Here is a 20,202-nt window from a genome sequence, read left to right as displayed (position 1 = left end):
TTAAAGGATTAATTCAACATCCCATAACAAAAATAGCTTTAATATATAAAAAACACTAATTAAGTGGTATAAAAACCATATATTCGATAATTTTATGAGAAAAATATAATGGAAAATTATTTAATCGATAATCTCGATAAACAGATACTTCATGCGTTAATGGCAAATGCCCGTACTGCGTACGCCGAATTAGCAAAAAGATTTAATGTAAGCGCAGGGACAATTCACGTAAGAATTGAAAAAATGAAGCAAGCAGGGATCATTACAGGCACCCAATTAACGATTAATACTAAACAGCTAGGCTACGATGTGTGTTGCTTTATAGGTATTAATTTAAATAACGCACGTGATTATCCACAAACACTTATAAAGCTAGAAGCATTGGAGGAAGTAGTAGAGGCTTATTACACAACAGGTAACTACAGTATATTTATAAAAGTAATGACAAAATCCATTGATCACTTACAAGATGTGCTGATTAATAAAATACAGGCAATAGAAGCAATCCAATCAACAGAAACACTTATTTCTCTACAAAACCCAATTAGCCGTACGGTAATGCCTTAACTGTAAAAATCTCGTATAATTGCCGAAAAAAGAGGATAACCATGCAGCAAACTCGCTATCAAAGAATCGAAGACGTACTTTCGCGCCGTCAAACAGACTTAACCGTGTGCTTAGAAGACGTGCATAAACACCATAACTTATCGGCAATAGTACGAAGTGCTGATGCGGTTGGTTGCCATCACGTACATGCTGTATGGCCTGAAAAACAAAAATGGCTAACAAACAATACCTCGGGTGGCAGTAAAAACTGGCTAGAGACGCACCTGCATAGAAATATTGATGATGCTGTAGTGGCAATGCGTGAACGCAATCCAGAAATACAGATATTAGCGACTCACCTGTCAGAAGATGCTGTTGATTTTAGAGAAGTAGATTACACCAAGCCAACGGCTATTATTGTTGGACAAGAAAAAACAGGGATATCAGAAAAAGCCCTAGAATATGCCGATCAAAATATTATTATTCCAATGCAAGGCATGGTGCAATCGCTAAATGTTTCGGTTGCTGCTGCGCTAATATTGTTTGAAGCACAGCGTCAACGTGAGCTGGCTGGTTTATATAATAGAGATATGCTGAGCGCCGAAGTTAAGCACCCACTTTACTTTGAAGGTTGCCATCCTATTATTGCAAGGCAGTGTAAACAAAAAAAATTACCCTACCCAGCACTTGATGAAAACGGCGAAATCGTCGCTGATGAGCAATTTTGGCAAGCTTTAAAACATACTTGATGGACTAAAGCTCTGTAAGTACACTTAACTTACTCACAAATAATAAGATTGATACAATTTGTCTAAACCTAGCTTAAATCAATACCCAATTACAGAGCTCAAAGGGGTCGGCCCAAAAATGGCTGAGCGTTTGCTAAAGCTAGGTATTTTAACTGTGCAAGATATGCTTTTTCATTTGCCACTTCGCTACGAAGATCGTACTCGCTTATACGCGATTAGCGAGTTGTCACTGCATAGCCACGTAAGTGTTGAAGCCACAATTGAAACAAGCCAAATAACGTTTGGTAAAAGGCGCATGCTTGTTTGCCAAATCAATGATGGTACTGGCAGGCTAACACTACGATTTTTTAATTTTACCGCTGCACAAAAAAACGCATTTAGCGCTGGTAAAATAATACGTTGTTTTGGTGAAGTGCGCCGTGGCCGTGTTGGCTTTGAAATGAGTCATCCTGAATACAGCATCAGCGATACCTCTAACGAGCAGCCGGTAGCGACAACATTAACGCCCGTTTATTCAACAACCGAAGGCTTAAAGCAACTATCGATTAGAGCTTTAAGCGAACAGGCTATTGATTTACTAAATAAATACTCAGTAGAAGAACTACTGCCTTCACAGTGGCAGCCATCAAATATGCCGCTAAGTGACGCCTTATTATTACTGCACCGCCCACCAAATAATGTTGATGTAGCTGCATTAGAGCAAGGTACTCACCCTGCTCAACAGCGCCTTGTATTTGAGGAGTTACTTGCTCAAAACCTCAGCTTATTAAAAGTGCGAGAGCAAGGGCAACAAGTAAAAGCCGTGGCATTAAATCCGGTAAACACATTAGAAAGCCAATTTTTAGAGCAACTTCCTTTTGCACCCACAAATGCGCAAAGCCGCGTAGTTGCTGAGATTAAAGGTGACATGCAACACGCGTATCCCATGATGCGTTTAGTACAAGGCGATGTAGGCTCTGGTAAAACCCTAGTAGCAGCACTTAGTGCACTAACAGCCATTGCGCAGGGCTTTCAAGTCGCTTTAATGGCTCCTACTGAAATTTTATCAGAGCAACATGGTGTTAATTTTACAACGTGGTTTAATCAACTAGGTATAACAGTTGCTTGGCTTGGCGGTAAAACAAAAGGCAAAGAGCGCGTAGCAACACTTGAAAAAATAGCCTCTGGTGAAGCGCAAATGATTGTAGGTACTCACGCTTTATTTCAAGATGAAGTTAAGTTTAATAACTTAGTTCTTATCGTTATTGATGAACAACACCGCTTTGGTGTCCACCAGCGTTTATCACTGCGTGAAAAAGGTAAGTTTGGTGATTGTTACCCTCATCAACTAGTCATGACCGCAACACCCATTCCACGTACACTCGCCATGACCGCCTATGCCGACTTAGAAACCTCTGTGATTGACGAGCTGCCACCTGGGCGTACGCCAATCACAACAGTGGCACTTCCTGATACTCGCAGAGACGATATTATTGCCCGCGTTAAATTAGCGTGTAACGAGCAAGGCCGCCAAGTTTATTGGGTGTGTACACTTATTGATGAATCTGAAGTACTGCAATGCCAAGCCGCCGAAGACAGTGCACTACAGTTAAAAGAAGCATTACCAGAGCTAAACGTAGGCTTAGTACATGGGCGAATGAAATCAGCTGAAAAACAAGCCATTATGAGCGAGTTTAAGGCAGGTAATATACATGTTTTAGTTGCCACGACGGTTATTGAAGTTGGTGTAGATGTCCCTAATGCGAGCTTAATCATTATAGAAAACCCTGAGCGCTTAGGCTTAGCACAGCTGCATCAGTTACGTGGGCGAGTTGGCCGTGGCGCTACTGCATCGCATTGCGTGCTTTTATACCACGCACCACTGTCTCATACCGCTCAAAAGCGATTAGGTGTACTACGCGATAGTAACGATGGCTTTGTGATAGCAGAGCGCGATTTAGAAATTCGTGGCCCTGGTGAAGTACTTGGTACAAAACAAACAGGGTTAGCCGAGTTTAAAATTGCAGATCTTACCCGCGATAAGCACATACTTAACCAAGTTAGACCGATTGCACAACAAATGCTTAAGCAACACCCAGAGGTTGTTGACCCGCTAATTCAACGTTGGTTGGGTAATAAGCAAAATTACGCGCAAGCGTAACCACTCTATTTTCTATATTTTTGAGTTTACTAAGTTAATTTACTAAATTAGCTTACTAAGGATATAAAAAAGTCAGCTCTAAACAATATAGAGCTGACTTCTGATATCTCAATAGAGCAGCATAAAAGCGATTTTCGCCCTTTACTGCTCTTAGTTAAATTTAAGCTTTATTAAGCTCAAATATAAGCGATGTTTGCGGGAATGAAATTGGCATTTGTAAACCAAACTGCATTAGCGCTTCACCTGTAAATGTTTGACCATTTACCGCAGCAATAGAAGATGGGCGATACTCTTCAAATTTTACCGGCCACACTAAATTAAGTGTGTACTGCGCATCGGCATCTAGGCCAACAAAACGTAATTTATTAGGCGCTGTACGCGGTGTTTCACGAACGCTGTTATACGCAAATAACGCTTTTGTTTTTTGCTCATCGATTAAACCAAAGTTAATTGATAAATCGTCGCTATCTAAGCGGTATAAATCGGCGCTATGAATAAACTCACGATGCTCTTTATGAAGTGCTATTGCCGCTTTAAGTGCATTGTATTCGTGATCGGTCAGTTCACGTGGGTCCATTTCAATGCCCATGTGGCCAAACATTGATACCGCAGCACGCATTTCAATACTTACATTACGCCCTGTGATATGACAATCGCGTGGGCCTACGTGTGCACCCATAACCGACGATGGGAAAAAGAAAGAACATCCACGCTGTATTTCAAGGCGATCTAGCGCATCGTTTGAATCTGACGTCCATACACGATCTGTGTGTGCAAGTACGCCGTAATCTACACGTGCACCACCTGACGAACAGCTTTCTATTTCAAGACCAGGGTGCGCCGCTTTAATACGGTCAATTAAACGATAAAGTGCCAATGTTTGCTGATGCACAGCAGGCTTGCCATCAAAATTACCCGCATGGTTAATATCGCGGTTCATATCCCATTTAATGTACTTAATAGTTGGGTATTCAACTAAAATATCGTCAATCGCTTTGTATAGGTACTCAACAACCTCAGAGCGCGTTAAATCAAGTACTAGCTGATTTCTAAAGCTTAACTGCTCGTTATTTTCTGAGCCTAAAACCCAATCAGGATGCGCGCGGTATAAATCACTATCTGGGTTAACCATTTCTGGTTCAAACCAAATACCAAACTCCATACCTAAGCTATTCACATGTTCTATAACGGGTGATAAACCATCGGGGTAAATTTTGTAATCTACTGTCCAATCACCTAAACCAGCGTTATCGCCACGGCGGCCTTTAAACCAACCATCATCAAGTACAAAACGTTCAATACCTAACGGCGCTACTTTGTCGGCTAGTTGCTTAAGCGTATCTACATCGTGATCAAAGTATATGCCTTCCCATGTGTTGTAATGCACAGGACGTGTTTTTTCACGCTGTGCTTGGCTAAGTAAATTAGCTTTAACAAAACGATGAAAATTACGAGAAAGCGCACTAAAACCTTCACTCGAAAACGAGCCATAAATGCTCGGGCTTTGATATGTTTGACCTTTAGCAAGCATAAGCTCACCAGGAAGTAATAGCTCACCCATTTGTACATAACGACGACCTTCAGCTAAAAGCTCTGCGCGTAGTTTATTATTGCCACTCCAACCTAAATGAAAGCCGTAACATTCGCCGTGTTGCTCGCCTGCATTTTCGTTATGCACTAATAAACCTGGAAATACATCGTGTGATGTTTTGCCTTTACGGTTTTCGCGAACAAAACTGCCTAAAACTAAATCAACCGATTGACGTTGAAATTCATTTGACCAACGACCTTCAAAGCTCACTATTTTGCTTACGCTATCTGGTAGCTGAAATGTTGGTGCTGCGCAAAAGTTCACGCTTAGCGGTAAGTCGCCTAAATTAGTTAATACAGTATGTGCGCTTAGTACATCAGTGTTTTTATCAAGTGTAATGCTGTGCACTACTTCAATACCACGTAGCTTATCTACGCTTACAAATTCAAGTGTTGCGGCTGAAGGCTGACGCACTTCTTGAAGCTCTGGCCCTACTGACCATGCGATTGAGTCGTTTACTAGCTCAAGCCCTGGCGCACCAGTAAAGCCCTCACCTAGTAATGGAGATAGAGAAATAGGCGCTTCTTCAACCACGGCACATTTTACTTCTTGACGCGTAGCAAGCTGAGTTAGCATTGTTTCTGTTGTTTGCTCAGATAGGCATTTACCAAAGTACAGTAACGCCGGTGTTTTGCTCTGGCAGTCGAAAATAACGGTGCTGTTTACACTGTCTAATCGATAAAATGATTTAGTGTCGGCCATGATTTTCCTATCCTCTTGTTCATTGTGTGAGTTATAAATATAACGAAAATTAGTAAGCTACACTATGTACTAAATGTATCTCTTTGCTTGAGCCACAATCTATCAGACAGTGACACTCAATAATAATAGTATATATCATATAAATTAGGTTTTGATAGTCTTTACATCGCAAATAGTCAGATAAACTCACTGGAAGTACCACTGTAATAAAAAGTATTAAACTAACCTTAGCTTTGAAGTTGTCATGTTGCTTTTAATACATATAAAAAAATCGGCCAGAGTTTCCCCATGACCGATTTTGTAAGCTTAAACTATTTATAATCTATTTTTGTACTTGTGCTTGGCCTGCGTCATCAAGTGCCGGTGTTTTACCTGCCCACTGCGCATTCAAACCAAATACCACTTTATTTACTATCAATGCAAAAGCTACACATACGATTAATGTAATTGGCATTAAGTGAATGTAATGAATATCAGTATGTAGTGGTGAGTTTGCAAATGTAAGCATGCCGTACATTACAACACCTAAAATTACTGCAGCAATACCCGCACGTGCATCAACATTTTTAAATAATAAGCCCACTACAAAAATAGAGAATATAGGCATACTTAATAAGCCATTTAATTGCTGTAGTAAGTTAATAATACTGTCTGCTTGCTGGTAAATTGGTACAAGTACCAGTGTTAAGCTTGTGAGTAGTAACGTTACGTAACCACTTAGCTTTACAACACTTGGCTCTTTATTAAAGTACGCTTCGTGAATGTCACACACATATAGTGCTGTAGCTGAATTTAATAAGCTGTTGTAAGTAGAGAGTACTGCTGCTGCCATTGCCGCTGCGAACACACCGGTTAACCATGCTGGCATTACATCACCCACAATTCGACCATAAGCAGCGTCGCCAATATCGCCATAAAGTTTAAACGAAATAATACCCGGTAATACCACAATTGCTGGGACGATTAAAAAGCGAATACCCGCTGCGGCAAATATACCTTTTTGCGCTTCTTTAACATTAGGTGCTGCCATTGCTCGCTGTGTGATTGTTTGGTTAGTACCCCAGTAATACATTTGAATAAAGATCATACCGGTTAAAAGTGTTGGCCACGGAATAGGTGAGTCAGCATCACCTATGAGTGTTAAGCGCTCCTCAGGAATACCGGTAAAGTCATAATCAATCGCATTAAGTGCTAAAAACACGACTAAAACAGCCATGCCTAGTACAAGTATGCCATTGTAGGTATCCGATACAGCAACTGCTCGCAGGCCGCCAAAAAACGCATAAACAGCACCAATAATGGCAAATGCGGTGGCGATATACATTAGCGGAATATCAACCTTAAACATGGTTTGCATAAATAGCGCGCCAGAATAAATAACCGCTGGCATATAAATAAGTGCATTACCTAAAAAGAATAAACCACCAATAACAGCGCGAATATGTTTGTTGTTATAACGCTTTTCTAAAAGCTCTGTGGTAGTTGTACAGTTGTATTTGTAATAAACAGGAATGAACACTTTGGCTAAAATAATCAAACCTATAATTGCTGCAAGCTCCCACCAAACCAGTAAAGCCATTTGGTTACCATTCATACCTACAAGCTGATCAGTACTTAAATTAGTTAATGTGATTGAACCTGCAACAAACATCCAAGTAAGGCCACCGCCCGCTAAAAAATACTCTTTAGTTTGGCTTTGTCCGTTATTGCGATTTTGGCCTCGGCATTTCCAATAAGTAAGGCCACCAATTAAAGCGGTGACAAAAACAAAAACCACCAGCTGTAAAATGTTATCTGACATGTGTGTGTCTCCTGCGCGTTATACGCAATGTCTGTGTAATAAAAAAGTGCACGCTACAGCGCGTGCGCATCTCGACTTAGTTCTAACTTAATCTGCTTTAAAGGCATAAGTTCGGGACGTTGGTTATGCAGCTTTACCAATGCATTTAACTGAAACAGTGAAATAAGCATGCTGTTAAGCACACTCAAGTAACCTTGCTTGTGTAAGTTTGCAACGGTATCGCTATTTAATGTTTGCAGTTTGTCTTCATCAACGGTGCTCAAACCTTGAATAGTTTGGGTTTCGCCTTGTTCAAACTGCAATACAATATCTATGTTTTTAATGAGCCCTAACCGCGCAACTTCTTGGGTAAATTGATACGTTTGATAGTCATTTTTTAAGTCGCTTTCTAACAGTTTTTGCTGTGCACTTAAAAATAAACTCGGGTTACCTTTAGCATCAAATAGTGCCTCACCTTGCTGCGTGTTTACGGCTGAGCTTTGATCATCAATTGCAATAAAATAATCGCTACTATTTGCTTCTCGGGTCATTAAATAAAGAGGCTGGGTTTGCATACATACCGGTGTGTAAAGTGCCTGCCATTGGTTGTTATTAACCAATAAACTTTGACCTGCACTAAAGCTGGTTAACGCTGATACGGTATAACTACCATTTTGTGTATTACGTGCTAAAAAAATAGGTAAGTCGCAGGCTGCTTTTGCTATTTCATTTGCTCTTAAATTAACTAAATGCTGCGTTTTTGCATATTCAACAGCTGCATTGGGGTTAATTTTTAATGTTTGGTGTTTGGTGTTTACTAGTTCACTAATAGCCATAGTTACACATCCTTAAACTGGGTTAGCTGCTAACCACTGCTCTATAAAAGCACGGTGAGGCGGCAAAGTTTGCAACATCTGCTGTGTAAGCTGGCTGTTACGTTCAATTATTTGTTTGGCTTGCACATGTTGTGAATACAAATATGCTTGTTTAGTAAAGTCAGGCTTAAAGCCCATACCGTACAAAACATACTGATAACTGGCAGCAGGGAATAACTCTAATGCGCCATGAAAATCTTGAATTAGCGGGCCACGGCTTCCCCAAAGCAGTAAATCTTCTTGCAGGGTTTGTGGAATAGTGTCGGGCTGTACATGTGCTTGCCAGTAAGGTTCTGGGCGCTTGGTTAGCATGTAATGCAGTTTTAAAAAGTCGATAATACGCTGCCAACGGTAATCCATCTGCTCATTAAAACGCTTAGCTACAATAGGCATTACTTGTGTGTCTGCTGGCATATGCTCTGCTACAAAGCGTGCTGAAATTTCAACAAGCATAATAGCGGTTGCTTCAAGCGGTTCTACAAACCCTGCTGACATACCCACTGCAACACAGTTTTTATGCCAAAACTTCTCACGATATCCTGATTCAAAGTTAATTTTACGGGCAGTTAAACCGTTTGCTGCATCGCCTAAATAGTTTCTTAGGTTTTGCTCTGCTTCATCGTCTGATAAAAACTTGCTTGAATAAACATGCCCTACACCTCGGCGGTGCGTTAAACCTATATCCCAAATCCATCCAGCGTTTTGCGCTGTTGCTATGGTATGGCTGGCCAAGGAGTCGTCGCTTTCATCGTAAGGGACTTGCATAGCCAGTGCGCTGTCGTTAAATAGCACGTAGTCCATTTTTTTAAACGGTACGTTGAGCGCTTGGCCTAATAACAATGATGAAAAACCAGTACAGTCTATAAATAAGTCGGCGTTTATAGTGCGGGTTTGATCTTTTAGAGTAAGCTCATTTATTGCACCATCGTCATCAAGCTTTACCTGATCAACAGTACCAATAATATGCTCTACACCAAGCTTACTTTTACAATGCTGTTTAAGCATTTCGGCAAAAGCGCCGGCATCTAAGTGATAAGCGTAATTACAATTACCTTGATATTCACCTTGCGCTATACCTCTTGGGGCTAAGCTTGCTTCGCAAATATCATGTTGAAAATTAGTTTGCTGTGCAAAGTCTTCAACATTATCTAAATATGGGGCTAAATCTATACGGCCGTAGCCTAGCGGTACAGTAAATGGATGGTAGTAAAAGTCATTATTGCCATGCGTCCAATTTACAAACTTTCCGCCTTGTTTGAAGGTAGCATTACAGGCTTTAAACACATCAACTTCACGCAAGCCTATTTGCTGAAGTGTGTTTTTCATCGTGGGCCAGGTACCTTCACCTACGCCAATAGTTGGAATGTCTGACGATTCAACCAACATCACTTTTAAGCCGTCACCATTTTGACCTTGGTGATACGAAGCTATAATTGCAGCGCTCAGCCATCCTGCTGTACCACCGCCAACTACCGCTACTGTTTTTATTGCTTTATTCATAATGGACTACTCTTTGAGTATTTTTTGATAACGTTTTATACAACAAATGCCCGTTAGGGCATCTTGATTTAATGTGAATTCATTTTAGCCAATTAGGTTAACTAATATACATTACTGCTAAATTAACCTAATTGGTATTAGCACCTTGGTGCTGTAATGAAAACTAAGAGGCGAAAAATACGCCTCCATCATTAATTAAAACGATCCGCGAATACCAAACGCGTAACGTGAGCCATTATCTTCTACTGAATAGATTTGGTTAGCAAAACGACCTGTTTGCACTAACTCTTCTTCAGTGATGTTGATGCCTTCTGCAAAAATAGTGAAGTTTTCGTTAATATCGTAGCTTGCACTAATATCCCACTGGCCGTAAGTTTCTACGTTCACTGGTTCACCGTTAAAGCCGTTATCAACTAAGCGTAAAAAGCCTTCACGGTTGTTAAATGCAACACGTGCTTGCCAGTTTTCTTGCTCATAGAAAAATATTAAGTTTTGTGAATCCCCAAGACCTTCTAGTGCAAATGTTTGTGTAGTATCGTCACCCACACTAATGTCGCTATTCACAACAGTTGCATTAGCAATAAAACCAAAGCCATTTTCAAACATGTGAGTAACACCGACTTCAAAGCCGGTTACAGTTGCAGACTCACCATTTTGAGGACGACTTACAGTGTAAACTTCTGAACTACCAATAAGTTCGTCATCTGTTTGATCTGTACATGTAGTACACGCAAAATCAGGGCCTGAACGATCAGACATTTCGTATGTTTCGGCACCTGTTAGGGTAACAATAAAGTCATCCACTTCTTTACTAAATACTGCAAAGCTAAATAAGTTAGCATCGTTGTAGTACCACTCGTAAGAAATGTCCCAGTTTTCTGATTGGAATGGTTTAAGTGCTGGATTACCACCACTTGCCGTTAAGTTTTGACGACGTGGCTCGTTAAAGTTTGTCGCAGGAGATAGCTGAGACATCGTTGGACGAGTAATACTGTCGTACGCTGCAAAGCGTAAAATCATGTTGTCTTGTAGCTCTAACTTAACATTGAAAGATGGTAATAAGTTTGAGTAGCTAGTGCCTTGCTCGATGTTCGTTGCAGGCCCAAAAACATTCTGAAACAATGTTGCGTCAGATGTTGGTATTACATCGCTAATAAAGCTTTGTATTGCAGCAACTTCAATATCAGTTTCTGAGTAACGTGCGCCCATATTAACAGTTACTGGCATATCAGCTAGGTCAAAACCAAGCGTAAAGTCCATGTATAAGCTAGTGATGTCTTCGTTAATTGTATAACGGTTATTTTGTAGTGTTGGCTCTACAGGGAAACCTTGATCGGCTAGGTAATCAAGCATTTTATCACCGTCGTAGGTGTAGAATGTATCGATTAAGCCTGGGAAGTAGTTACTTGCTTGGTATGCTTCAAAATCAATTGCATCAAGTGGTGCTTGTGTACCATAACCACAGAACTGACATTGACTACCAAAGATTTGAAAGCTTGATTTTTCACGTTCTTGGCGATAAGCACCAAAGTTAATGCGATCAACTGGGCCTTTATCTGGCACATATTCAAAATCGGCTTTTACTTCAGTAATTTCATCTTCATCTGTAAATTGATTACCAATTTCGTTGTAATGAAGTCGCGCGAGGCTTGGATCTGGCAGCGAACCATTTTCAAAACCGTCATGCTGTACAGTAGGAATGCTGCCTGTACCGTCAAAAGTATAGCTGTTAATAATACCCACTACGTTAAAACGATCATTACCTGCACGGTCGTTTTCAGCTGTTGAGCGAGATACATCAAATTTAGCTTTTAATGACTCGTTTACTTGCCAATCTACGTTAATACCAAATGCTTTATTAGTTACATCACGTGAATTACGTGTATGCGATACAAAGTCACTTGCAGGGTCGCCACTTGGCGCGCCTAAGCCAACTTCTTGAGAGAAAGTTAAAAGAGTGCCTGTTTCTGGATCAATCGTTGCACTGCCTACGCGGTCTGGTTCAAACCAAGATGCTAAATCGCGGACTGTTGAGTCAACTTCGAATTTTGAAATCATGCCATCAACAGTAATCGTAACATCGTCAGACGGTGCGTATTGAAGTACTAAACTTGCATTTGTACGCTCGCGGTCTTGCTCATCAACTACTTGGTCCCAGTTACGTGGAATGTAAGCATTTTCAAACAATACACCATCAGTTGGGTTAGAAATTGTTTGGCCACCGCGCCAACCTGCCGTTAAAATTTGGTTATTTTGAAGTTTACGTTGTTGATTAGTGATGGCAAAAAGCACACCTAGCTTGTCATCGTTAAACGTATTACTTATTAAGAATGATGTTGATGGAGATACTTCTTCAGAAAGGCTTTCGTACATACCTTTAACTGAACCTAAAATATGTAAACCACCAAAATCAAAAGGACGTGCTGTAGTTACGTTAACCGTACCGCCAATGCCGCCTTCTTGAAGAGTTGCTGTATTACTTTTATAAATATCAGCACCGGTGATTTGATCCGCGGCCAATACATCAAAGTTAAATTCACGACCTGCGCTATCTGTCGCAATTTGACGACCATTAACAAGTACAGTATTAAATTGTGGACCAAAACCACGAATAGTTACCGCTTGGCCTTCACCACCACTACGGTCAATTGCTACACCTGTAATACGTTGCAGAGATTCTGCTACGTTTAAATCAGGAAATTTACCAAGATCTTCTGCTTTAATCCCGTCTGTAACAACATTAGATGCTTTTTTATCCAACATTGATGAACGTAAGCTGCTGCGGATACCCGTTACTGCGATAACTTCAACATCTTCATTTACTACTGTAGGCGTATTGCCTTCAGCGCCTTGAGCTGCAACGTTTCCGCTTGCCAATATGCCAGTGATAGCAATACTGATCGCGGTTTTCTTGTTGAACGATAACTTATTGTTAATTATCATTTTTTAAAAACTCCTGATTGTGTGTAGTCGTTGTGTCGTTGTGGTAGTGCATATAGTTTCAAATACTATTTATATTATAAATACTTTAAAACAGCAAAAAGTGCAACCTTTTCCTGAATTATAGATAGCATTTAATCACCGTATTTTTGCTTTTAATTTTCTTTAAATTAACATTGAAAGACTGCATTCACTCAGAAAAAGAGTAAATAATAACCTGCTCGTAATCCTCTCCCGGCAATAAATTAGCTTTTGGGAAATTTTCACGATTTGGCGCATCAGGCCAATTTTGCGCTTCAAAGCACAAAGCTTGCCGTGCTTTAAAAGGCGCACCAACAAAGTTAGCAGTATATAGTTGCATACCTGGCTGAGTGCTTTTAAGGGTTAAATTAACCTTCGTGTGTGGCGAAGTTAATGTAGCCATCGTCTTTAAACTGCTGTCATCATTAAAAATATAGCAGTGATCAAAGCCATTTCCAGCTTCTAACTGAGGATGAACAGCGCTTAATGCCGCACCAACTTGAGCTGGCTTGGTAAAATCAAAGCAGGTGCCTGTAACTAAAGCGGATTCATTAAGTGGAATACTGGTTTTATCGATAGGAAGATAGTAATTGGTATTAACTTGAACAAGGTGTTCATTAATTGATTCGCTGCCATCAAGATTAAAGTAACAATGGTTGGTAAAGTTAACGAGCGTTTCTTTATTGGTTAGCGCTTTAAAGTGCAGAGTAAGCTCGCCGTTTTTAGCGCTAATAGTTTGCCAAACCTGCAACTCACCAGGGAAACCTTGTTCGCCGTCGGGAGAGCAATAATAAAGCTCAACTTGACTTTCAGTTTGTTTGGTTACTTGCCAAAGTACTTTATTAAAGCCTTTAACGCCGCCATGCAGGCTATTAGGACCGTTATTTGCTTCCAGTTGATACTGCGTACCAGATAAGTTAAAACGCCCCTTTGCAATGCGATTAGCGTATCGACCTACTGTAGCGCCAAGATAAAATGGGTTTTCAAGATAGTATTGAGGGTCATCGACGCTAAGCGTCATCTCTTGTTTTTTAAATTTAATGCTTTTTATTATTGCGCCAAACGGCAAAATTTCAGCTGTTAAATTTTCACCATCACTGAGCTGAATAACTTGTAAAGGTTGGTCACTGGCAATAGATGTCACACGCATACTCCAATCAAATTACCGAATTAACATTTCCTGTTATAACGGCGCAACAATATATATTATAAATACTATATAACTGAAGCCTGTAACTCAATCTAAATGCGTTAAAATTTCTCGACAAAAATTTACAGTTGCCGTCATATATTTACAATAATTCAGCTCAGCACGAGCTTATATAAAATATAAGCTTCGTAAGGTTAACTGCTTTGGTAAATATGCTCATTAAGCGCCGTTTTTTCGTCAACGCTAAGCGCTTGCTTTGATTTAGCGATAAAATCGTATCTCACCATCACGGCTTTGCCTATTGCGCAGCATTTATCGTGTTGCCATGCTTCTTGCCTCAGCGTAAAAGAACTAGTGCCTATATGCTCTACAGAGGTTTTTACTGTCACTTCGTGGCCATAAAATAATTCGCCTACAAACGACACTTCTACTTTGGCAATTATCAACTTCCAATCATGTGGATTTAAGTCCGGTGTAAAAAACTTAAAAATAGGTCCACGCGCGACTTCAAACCATACAGGGAGTACGGTATTGTTAATGTGTCCGAGTGCATCTGTTTCGCTAAAGCGCGGCATCACTTTTTCAATAAACATAAAAATCCAATAATAATTATATAAAGGTAAACCATGACGGACTTTATACGCGTTATTGATAACGCATTAAGCGATGAGTTTTGCGATGAATTTATTACCACATTCGCGCAAAGCCCGCATGTAAAACAAGGGGTAACATCGGGCGGTGTCGACTTAAAGAAAAAAGACAGCCACGATCTGCATTTAAATAATCACCCCGAATATGCACAACAATTAAAACATATACAACAAACGACTGCACAGCATGTTTTTAAGTATGTTGAAGAACATATTTTTATGATGATTGGGGCGTTTGGATTAAAGGTCTATCACCCAAAAACAGGTGAAGTAGTCGATTTAACTCAAGACAATTTTGAAGAAGTAGGTAAACCGCAACTACCTGTTTTAGTACAGCAAATTTTTAGACTTGGCAATATCCAGGCGCAAAAATACGAAGTAAATAAGGGTGGCTATCCTTACTGGCACAGTGAGGTTTATCCGCAGCTACAACACAATGAAGCTTTGCATCGCGTGTTGTTATTTATGTTTTATTTAAACGATGTAGAAGAAGGAGGTGAAACTGAGTTTTACTATCAAAATCGTAAAATAGCACCTAAAAAAGGCACTATGGTAATAGCCCCAGGCTACTTTACACATACTCATAGAGGTAATAAGCCAGTATCAAACGATAAGTATATTTTAACCTCGTGGGTGCTGTTTAATCGTGCAGAACAAATATATGGTGCGCCAAAAAGTTAGCGCACCAAAGCTTAGATGGTTAACCTAGTAGCTCATCAAATAAATCAAACAGTTGATCAAGCTCTTTAATAGTGTTGTAGTGCATACAACCAATGCGCACTACACCGCCTTTATCAAGCACATCTAACTGCTTGCATAAACCTTGGGCATAAAAGTTACCATCCCACACGCATATATGCTGCTTACCTAAAAATTCCGAAACAGCGCGTGGCTCTAAGCCTTCAAAAATTAAAGCAAAAGTAGGTGTACGCTCATTTAAGCGATCAAAGTCATCAATACCAAACAACTTAATGCGTGGGTAATTAACTAAGCGTGTTAAAAAGTGCTCACTAAGCGCCATTTCATGCTGTTTAGTTTTAGCAAAGGCCACGCTTAACTTTTCGCGGCGTGAATGGCTATCATCAAGCTCGCTTATTGCCGCAATGTAATCAACTGCCGCGATAAAACCCGCCATTGCTTCAAAGCTTTGTGTACCGGTTTCCCAGCGACCTGGCGCTACGTCTTTAGCGGGTTCTACTTTATAAGGTGTAAACCCTTCTAAATGTTCTTTTTTACCGTAAACCATACCTAAATGCGGGCCAAAAAACTTATATGCCGAGCAGGCTAAAAAGTCGCAATCAAGCGCTTGCACGTCAACAAGCTCGTGCGGTGCATAATGTACGGCATCAACATAAACAAGTGCGCCTACAGCGTGAGCAAGCTCTACAATACGTTTAATATTGTTGATTGAACCTGTGGTATTTGACGCATACGTTACCGCTACAAGCCTAGTATTGCTGTTTAATAAGCTTTCAAATTGCACCATATCTAAGCTGCAATCTGCTTCGTTAATAAGCGCTGTATTTACAACAACGCCTTTATCTTCTGCGGCTTGCTGCCACGACGATACATTTGAGAAGTGATCGGCATTGGTTACAATTATTTCATCGCCAGCTTGCCAGTCGCGTGAAATAGCACGGCTAAAACTAAACGTTAGGCTGGTCATGTTTGGACCAAACACAATTTGTTGTGAGCTAGGTGCATTAAGTAAGTCAGCAGCTGCTTGGCGCGCATTCGCCATCAGTTCAACCGTTTTATCACTTGAAAAAAACGCGCCACCTAGGTTTGAGTTGTAGTGCCCTAAATAAGCTGTCATCGCATTAAGCACCGATGTTGGTACCTGCGAGCCGCCTGGGCCGTCTAAAAATATTGGCGATTTACCATCAACGGTCTGCATTAATGCAGGAAACTGCTCACGTAATTGCGTTATGTTCATGCCTAACTCCCTTAAGACGTTAATACAAAACAATCCAGGTAACCTGGTTTGCTAGCATCAATTTTGTTCATAGGTGTTGCGTTATGCCACACTTGACGGTCATTTATTAATGCAAACATCCCGTCTTTTATTTCCATTTTAAAACAAGGCTCAGCTTGCTTGTTTTCGTATACAAGTAGCTCGCCACCTTCTAAATTTTCATGAGAAACACCGCATATACATACATGGTCAAAACCATCTTGATGTACGCCTTCTGGCGCTGCTGGTGTATCACTGTTAATAGCAAGCATACGGAACTGATGAATTTCAATATCACGCTGCTCATCAATACCGGTAAGTTGGCGAAACTCATTTACAATGCTTTTCATGCCTTCTGACTCAAGTAAACTTTGCTCTAGGTTTTCGTAAGTACGCTCTACATTACCTTGAAAAGTATTAATTGAATCGTCTTGAACAAATGCTTTGGCTTGCTGTAGCTTTATTTCACCATTTTGCATTTTAACTACTGAGTAACGACGTTTACGAAAGGCACCATCTGCATAAGGATTAGCAGGCAGGTTATCAAAAGAAGGCTTAACCAAATTAATATTTGCTTGGTTAACAAAACGTAGTTGCAGTAAATTCTGGTTGTTTAATGCTGTCATAAAATCTCGCCTAAAATAATGAGAATATTGATGAGGATTTTAATGCATTTTGATAGGAATTTTTGCGCGATTAATTACTTTAAAAGTAACTTGAGACTAGATTTAATACAATAATATAAAAAAAGAAGCATGAACTATCTAATATTTATTTTAGCCAATAAAAAACCCGCCTAAGCGGGTTTTTAAACAAACTCTAAAAATTATACAGCTTGTTGAATAATCACGTTGTCTGCTTTTTTAGTGTAAGCAGGCATACGGTGGAAGTTCAAGTAACGGTATGTATCTGAAGCCGTTGCATTGATCTTCGCTGCATATTCTTGGTACTCAGCAGCTGTAGGTAGTCTACCTATGATTGCAGCAATTGCAGCAAGCTCAGATGATGCTAAGAATACGTTTGCGCCATTACCTAAACGGTTAGGGAAGTTACGTGTAGAGGTAGACACAACCGTTGCTTTATCTGCAACACGTGCTTGGTTACCCATACATAGTGAACAACCTGGAGTTTCGATACGTGCGCCAACACGACCAAAAATACCGTAGTAACCTTCTTCTGTAAGTTGATCTTTGTCCATCTTAGTAGGTGGAGCAACCCAAAGCTGAGTCGGAAGTTGACCTTTAAAGCCATCAAGCAACTTACCAGCAGCACGGAAGTGACCAATGTTAGTCATACAAGAACCGATGAATACTTCATCAATTTTCTCGCCAGCAACATCAGAAAGAAGACGCGCATCATCTGGGTCATTTGGAGCACAAAGAACTGGCTCTTTAATCTCAGCTAAATCAATTTCAACGATATGCTTGTACTCTGCATCAGCGTCAGCTTCCATTAGTTCTGGGTTAGCTAACCAATCTTGCATTGCAGTAATACGACGTTCAATCGTACGTACATCGCCGTAACCTTCAGAAATCATCCACTTAAGCATAACAATGTTAGACTCAAGGTACTCAGAGATAGACTCTTTAGATAACTTAACAGTACAACCAGCAGCAGAACGCTCTGCAGATGCATCTGATAATTCAAACGCTTGCTCAACAGTAAGGTGCTCAACGCCTTCAATTTCTAGTACGCGACCAGAGAATTCGTTAATTTTACCTTTTTTCTCAACTGTTAATAAACCTTGTTTGATACCGTAGTAAGGGATTGCATGAACAAGGTCACGTAACGTGATACCTGGTTGCATTTCGCCTTTAAAACGAACCAAAATAGATTCTGGCATATCAAGTGGCATAACACCCGTTGCTGCTGCGAATGCAACTGCACCCGAACCTGCTGGGAATGAAATACCTAATGGGAAACGTGTATGTGAATCACCACCGGTACCTACGGTATCTGGTAATAACATACGGTTTAACCACGAGTGAATAATACCATCACCTGGACGAAGTGAAACACCGCCACGGTTCATGATGAAATCAGGAAGCGTATGGTGAGTGCTTACATCGATAGGCTTAGGATAAGCTGATGTATGACAGAATGACTGCATTGTTAAATCTGCAGAGAAACCTAAACATGCTAAATCTTTAAGTTCATCACGTGTCATAGGACCTGTTGTATCTTGCGAACCAACAGTTGTCATTTTAGGCTCACAGTACTGACCTGGGCGAATACCTGCAACGTTACATGCTTTACCAACCATTTTTTGCGCTAGTGTGAAGCCTTTATCAGAAACTTCTGTTGCTGTTGGTACCTTAAATATATCAGTTGCGCCTAAGCCAAGAGATGTACGCGCTTTATCAGTTAAACCACGACCGATAATTAGTGGAATACGACCACCAGCACGAACTTCATCTAAAATCACATCAGATTTAAGTTCAAAAGTAGAAATCACTTTATCAGTACCATGTTGCTTAACAACACCTTCGTACGGATAAATGTCGATTTGCTCACCCATGTTGAGTTCATCAACATTTAATTCGATTGGTAATGCGCCTGAATCTTCCATTGTGTTGAAGAAGATTGGGGCAATTTTATTACCTAAACATACACCGCCAACACGCTTGTTTGGTACGAACGGGATATCATCGCCCATAAACCAAAGTACAGAGTTAGTTGCAGACTTACGAGAAGAACCCGTACCAACAACATCACCTACGTAAGCAAGTGGTAAACCTTTAGTTTTTAATTCTTCAAGCTGAGTAATTGGACCTACTTCGCCCGCTTTATCAGGTGTAATACCGTCACGTTCAATTTTTAGCATTGCTAAAGCATGAAGTGGGATATCTGGACGAGACCATGCATCTGGTGCAGGTGACAAGTCATCAGTATTTGTTTCGCCAGTTACTTTAAATACAGTAACTGAGATCTTTTCAGCAACAGCTGGCTTATTAGTAAACCATTCTGCATTTGCCCAAGATTCGATAATTTGCTTAGCGAATGTGTTACCCGCCTTTGCTTTTTCTTCTACATCGTAGAACGCATCAAACATAAGTAATGTATTTGAAAGGCCTTTAACTACGATTGGTGCAAGTGTTTCGTCATCAAGTAGGTCAATCATTGGTGCGATATTGTAACCGCCCAACATTGTACCTAACAATTCTGCCGCTTTTTCTTTAGAAACAAGTGGAGAATTAGTTTCACCTTTAGCTAAAGCTGCTAAAAATCCCGCTTTAATATAAGCAGCATCATCAACACCTGCTGGTATACGCTGAATGAACAAATCTAAAATGAATTCTTCTTCACCTGCTGGTGGAGTTTTTATTAATTCAATAAGATCAGCAGTTTGCTGAGCATCTAATGGCGCTGGTACGATACCTAACGCGGCACGTTCTTCTACGTGTTTACGATATTCTTGTAGCACAATATTGCCCTCTTGGTGACGTGAAAGTATCCGGTAGCGCTTCAAGCGCAAATAAGTTACCCAATACTTATAGTATTCTAACGCGTAATTATAAAGCTTTTATGGATAGATGAAAATCCATCCAGTTGCGCAACTGATTATACCGATTATAAATACTATGAATAGTGGTTGTAGTAAAAA

At 40.3% G+C, this 20,202-nt stretch carries 14 protein-coding genes; 4 read left to right on the top strand and 10 right to left on the bottom strand.

From position 1 onward, the window contains the following. The first annotated feature begins 108 nt into the window (after positions 1-108). Genes asnC through recG form a run of 3 tightly spaced genes read left to right on the top strand, consistent with a single transcriptional unit; the run spans position 109 to position 3,435 of the window. Entirely contained in the window at positions 109-567 is a 459-nt protein-coding gene (gene asnC / locus I6E80_RS15790) for a transcriptional regulator AsnC (RefSeq protein WP_002958822.1), read from the top strand. 41 nt (positions 568-608) lie between these two features. Further along, positions 609-1,295, top strand: coding sequence for a tRNA (guanosine(18)-2'-O)-methyltransferase TrmH (gene trmH, locus I6E80_RS15785; RefSeq protein WP_076925783.1), 687 nt, complete (start codon positions 609-611; stop codon positions 1,293-1,295). A gap of 58 nt (positions 1,296-1,353) precedes the next feature. Further along, on the top strand, positions 1,354-3,435 hold the full coding sequence (recG, locus tag I6E80_RS15780; RefSeq protein ID WP_197185936.1) for an ATP-dependent DNA helicase RecG: 2,082 nt from the start codon (positions 1,354-1,356) through the stop codon (positions 3,433-3,435). A gap of 160 nt (positions 3,436-3,595) precedes the next feature. Here the strand turns inward: recG and I6E80_RS15775 are convergent, their stop codons facing one another. The 7 genes from I6E80_RS15775 to I6E80_RS15745 form a co-directional block, all read right to left on the bottom strand. Further along, positions 3,596-5,728 carry an alpha-galactosidase gene (locus tag I6E80_RS15775; RefSeq protein ID WP_197185935.1) on the bottom strand — a complete coding sequence of 711 codons (2,133 nt, stop codon included), beginning with the start codon at positions 5,726-5,728 and terminating at the stop codon, positions 3,596-3,598. Positions 5,729-6,050: 322 nt separating this feature from the next. Then, positions 6,051-7,529, bottom strand: a complete 1,479-nt coding sequence (locus tag I6E80_RS15770; protein WP_007580003.1) for an SLC5 family protein — start codon at positions 7,527-7,529, stop codon at positions 6,051-6,053. A gap of 53 nt (positions 7,530-7,582) precedes the next feature. Continuing rightward, positions 7,583-8,344, bottom strand: coding sequence for a SapC family protein (locus I6E80_RS15765; protein ID WP_010554817.1), 762 nt, complete (start codon positions 8,342-8,344; stop codon positions 7,583-7,585). A gap of 12 nt (positions 8,345-8,356) precedes the next feature. Beyond that, positions 8,357-9,883, bottom strand: coding sequence for a tryptophan halogenase family protein (locus tag I6E80_RS15760; RefSeq protein ID WP_197185934.1), 1,527 nt, complete (start codon positions 9,881-9,883; stop codon positions 8,357-8,359). A gap of 195 nt (positions 9,884-10,078) precedes the next feature. After that, positions 10,079-12,826 carry a TonB-dependent receptor gene (locus tag I6E80_RS15755; RefSeq protein WP_197185933.1) on the bottom strand — a complete coding sequence of 916 codons (2,748 nt, stop codon included), beginning with the start codon at positions 12,824-12,826 and terminating at the stop codon, positions 10,079-10,081. A 187-nt stretch (positions 12,827-13,013) separates the two neighbouring features. Further along, complete coding sequence (locus I6E80_RS15750) at positions 13,014-13,988, bottom strand: aldose epimerase family protein (RefSeq protein WP_024600040.1); 975 nt, start codon at positions 13,986-13,988, stop codon at positions 13,014-13,016. A gap of 200 nt (positions 13,989-14,188) precedes the next feature. Then, positions 14,189-14,587, bottom strand: a complete 399-nt coding sequence (locus I6E80_RS15745) for a thioesterase family protein (RefSeq protein WP_197185932.1) — start codon at positions 14,585-14,587, stop codon at positions 14,189-14,191. A gap of 33 nt (positions 14,588-14,620) precedes the next feature. On the opposite strand from I6E80_RS15745, the gene I6E80_RS15740 reads away from it, so the two are divergent. After that, entirely contained in the window at positions 14,621-15,325 is a 705-nt protein-coding gene (locus I6E80_RS15740; RefSeq protein ID WP_024600038.1) for a 2OG-Fe(II) oxygenase, read from the top strand. A gap of 19 nt (positions 15,326-15,344) precedes the next feature. Here the strand turns inward: I6E80_RS15740 and I6E80_RS15735 are convergent, their stop codons facing one another. The 3 genes from I6E80_RS15735 to acnB all read right to left on the bottom strand — a co-directional run bounded on the left by I6E80_RS15735 (position 15,345) and on the right by acnB (position 20,022). After that, on the bottom strand, positions 15,345-16,580 hold the full coding sequence (locus I6E80_RS15735) for a cysteine desulfurase-like protein (protein WP_197185931.1): 1,236 nt from the start codon (positions 16,578-16,580) through the stop codon (positions 15,345-15,347). Between the two features lie 11 nt (positions 16,581-16,591). Next, on the bottom strand, positions 16,592-17,224 hold the full coding sequence (locus I6E80_RS15730) for a 2OG-Fe dioxygenase family protein (protein ID WP_076925791.1): 633 nt from the start codon (positions 17,222-17,224) through the stop codon (positions 16,592-16,594). A 200-nt stretch (positions 17,225-17,424) separates the two neighbouring features. Then, complete coding sequence (gene acnB, locus I6E80_RS15725) at positions 17,425-20,022, bottom strand: bifunctional aconitate hydratase 2/2-methylisocitrate dehydratase (RefSeq protein ID WP_170072847.1); 2,598 nt, start codon at positions 20,020-20,022, stop codon at positions 17,425-17,427. Positions 20,023-20,202: the final 180 nt, after the last annotated feature.

Source organism: Pseudoalteromonas sp. NSLLW218 (assembly GCF_015864775.1).
Taxonomy (GTDB): domain Bacteria; phylum Pseudomonadota; class Gammaproteobacteria; order Enterobacterales; family Alteromonadaceae; genus Pseudoalteromonas.
This window is presented reverse-complemented; position numbering and strand designations above follow the sequence as displayed.

What these genes read in the sequence shown, in the direction of transcription:
- asnC (WP_002958822.1), top strand. Translation starts at nt 109, where the DNA reads ATGGAAAATTATTTAATCGATAATCTCGATAAACAGATACTTCATGCG.
- trmH (WP_076925783.1), top strand. Translation starts at nt 609, where the DNA reads ATGCAGCAAACTCGCTATCAAAGAATCGAAGACGTACTTTCGCGCCGT.
- I6E80_RS15775 (WP_197185935.1), bottom strand. Translation starts at nt 5,728, where the DNA reads ATGGCCGACACTAAATCATTTTATCGATTAGACAGTGTAAACAGCACC.
- I6E80_RS15770 (WP_007580003.1), bottom strand. Translation starts at nt 7,529, where the DNA reads ATGTCAGATAACATTTTACAGCTGGTGGTTTTTGTTTTTGTCACCGCT.
- I6E80_RS15765 (WP_010554817.1), bottom strand. Translation starts at nt 8,344, where the DNA reads ATGGCTATTAGTGAACTAGTAAACACCAAACACCAAACATTAAAAATT.
- I6E80_RS15760 (WP_197185934.1), bottom strand. Translation starts at nt 9,883, where the DNA reads ATGAATAAAGCAATAAAAACAGTAGCGGTAGTTGGCGGTGGTACAGCA.
- I6E80_RS15755 (WP_197185933.1), bottom strand. Translation starts at nt 12,826, where the DNA reads ATGATAATTAACAATAAGTTATCGTTCAACAAGAAAACCGCGATCAGT.
- I6E80_RS15745 (WP_197185932.1), bottom strand. Translation starts at nt 14,587, where the DNA reads ATGTTTATTGAAAAAGTGATGCCGCGCTTTAGCGAAACAGATGCACTC.
- I6E80_RS15740 (WP_024600038.1), top strand. Translation starts at nt 14,621, where the DNA reads ATGACGGACTTTATACGCGTTATTGATAACGCATTAAGCGATGAGTTT.
- I6E80_RS15735 (WP_197185931.1), bottom strand. Translation starts at nt 16,580, where the DNA reads ATGAACATAACGCAATTACGTGAGCAGTTTCCTGCATTAATGCAGACC.
- I6E80_RS15730 (WP_076925791.1), bottom strand. Translation starts at nt 17,224, where the DNA reads ATGACAGCATTAAACAACCAGAATTTACTGCAACTACGTTTTGTTAAC.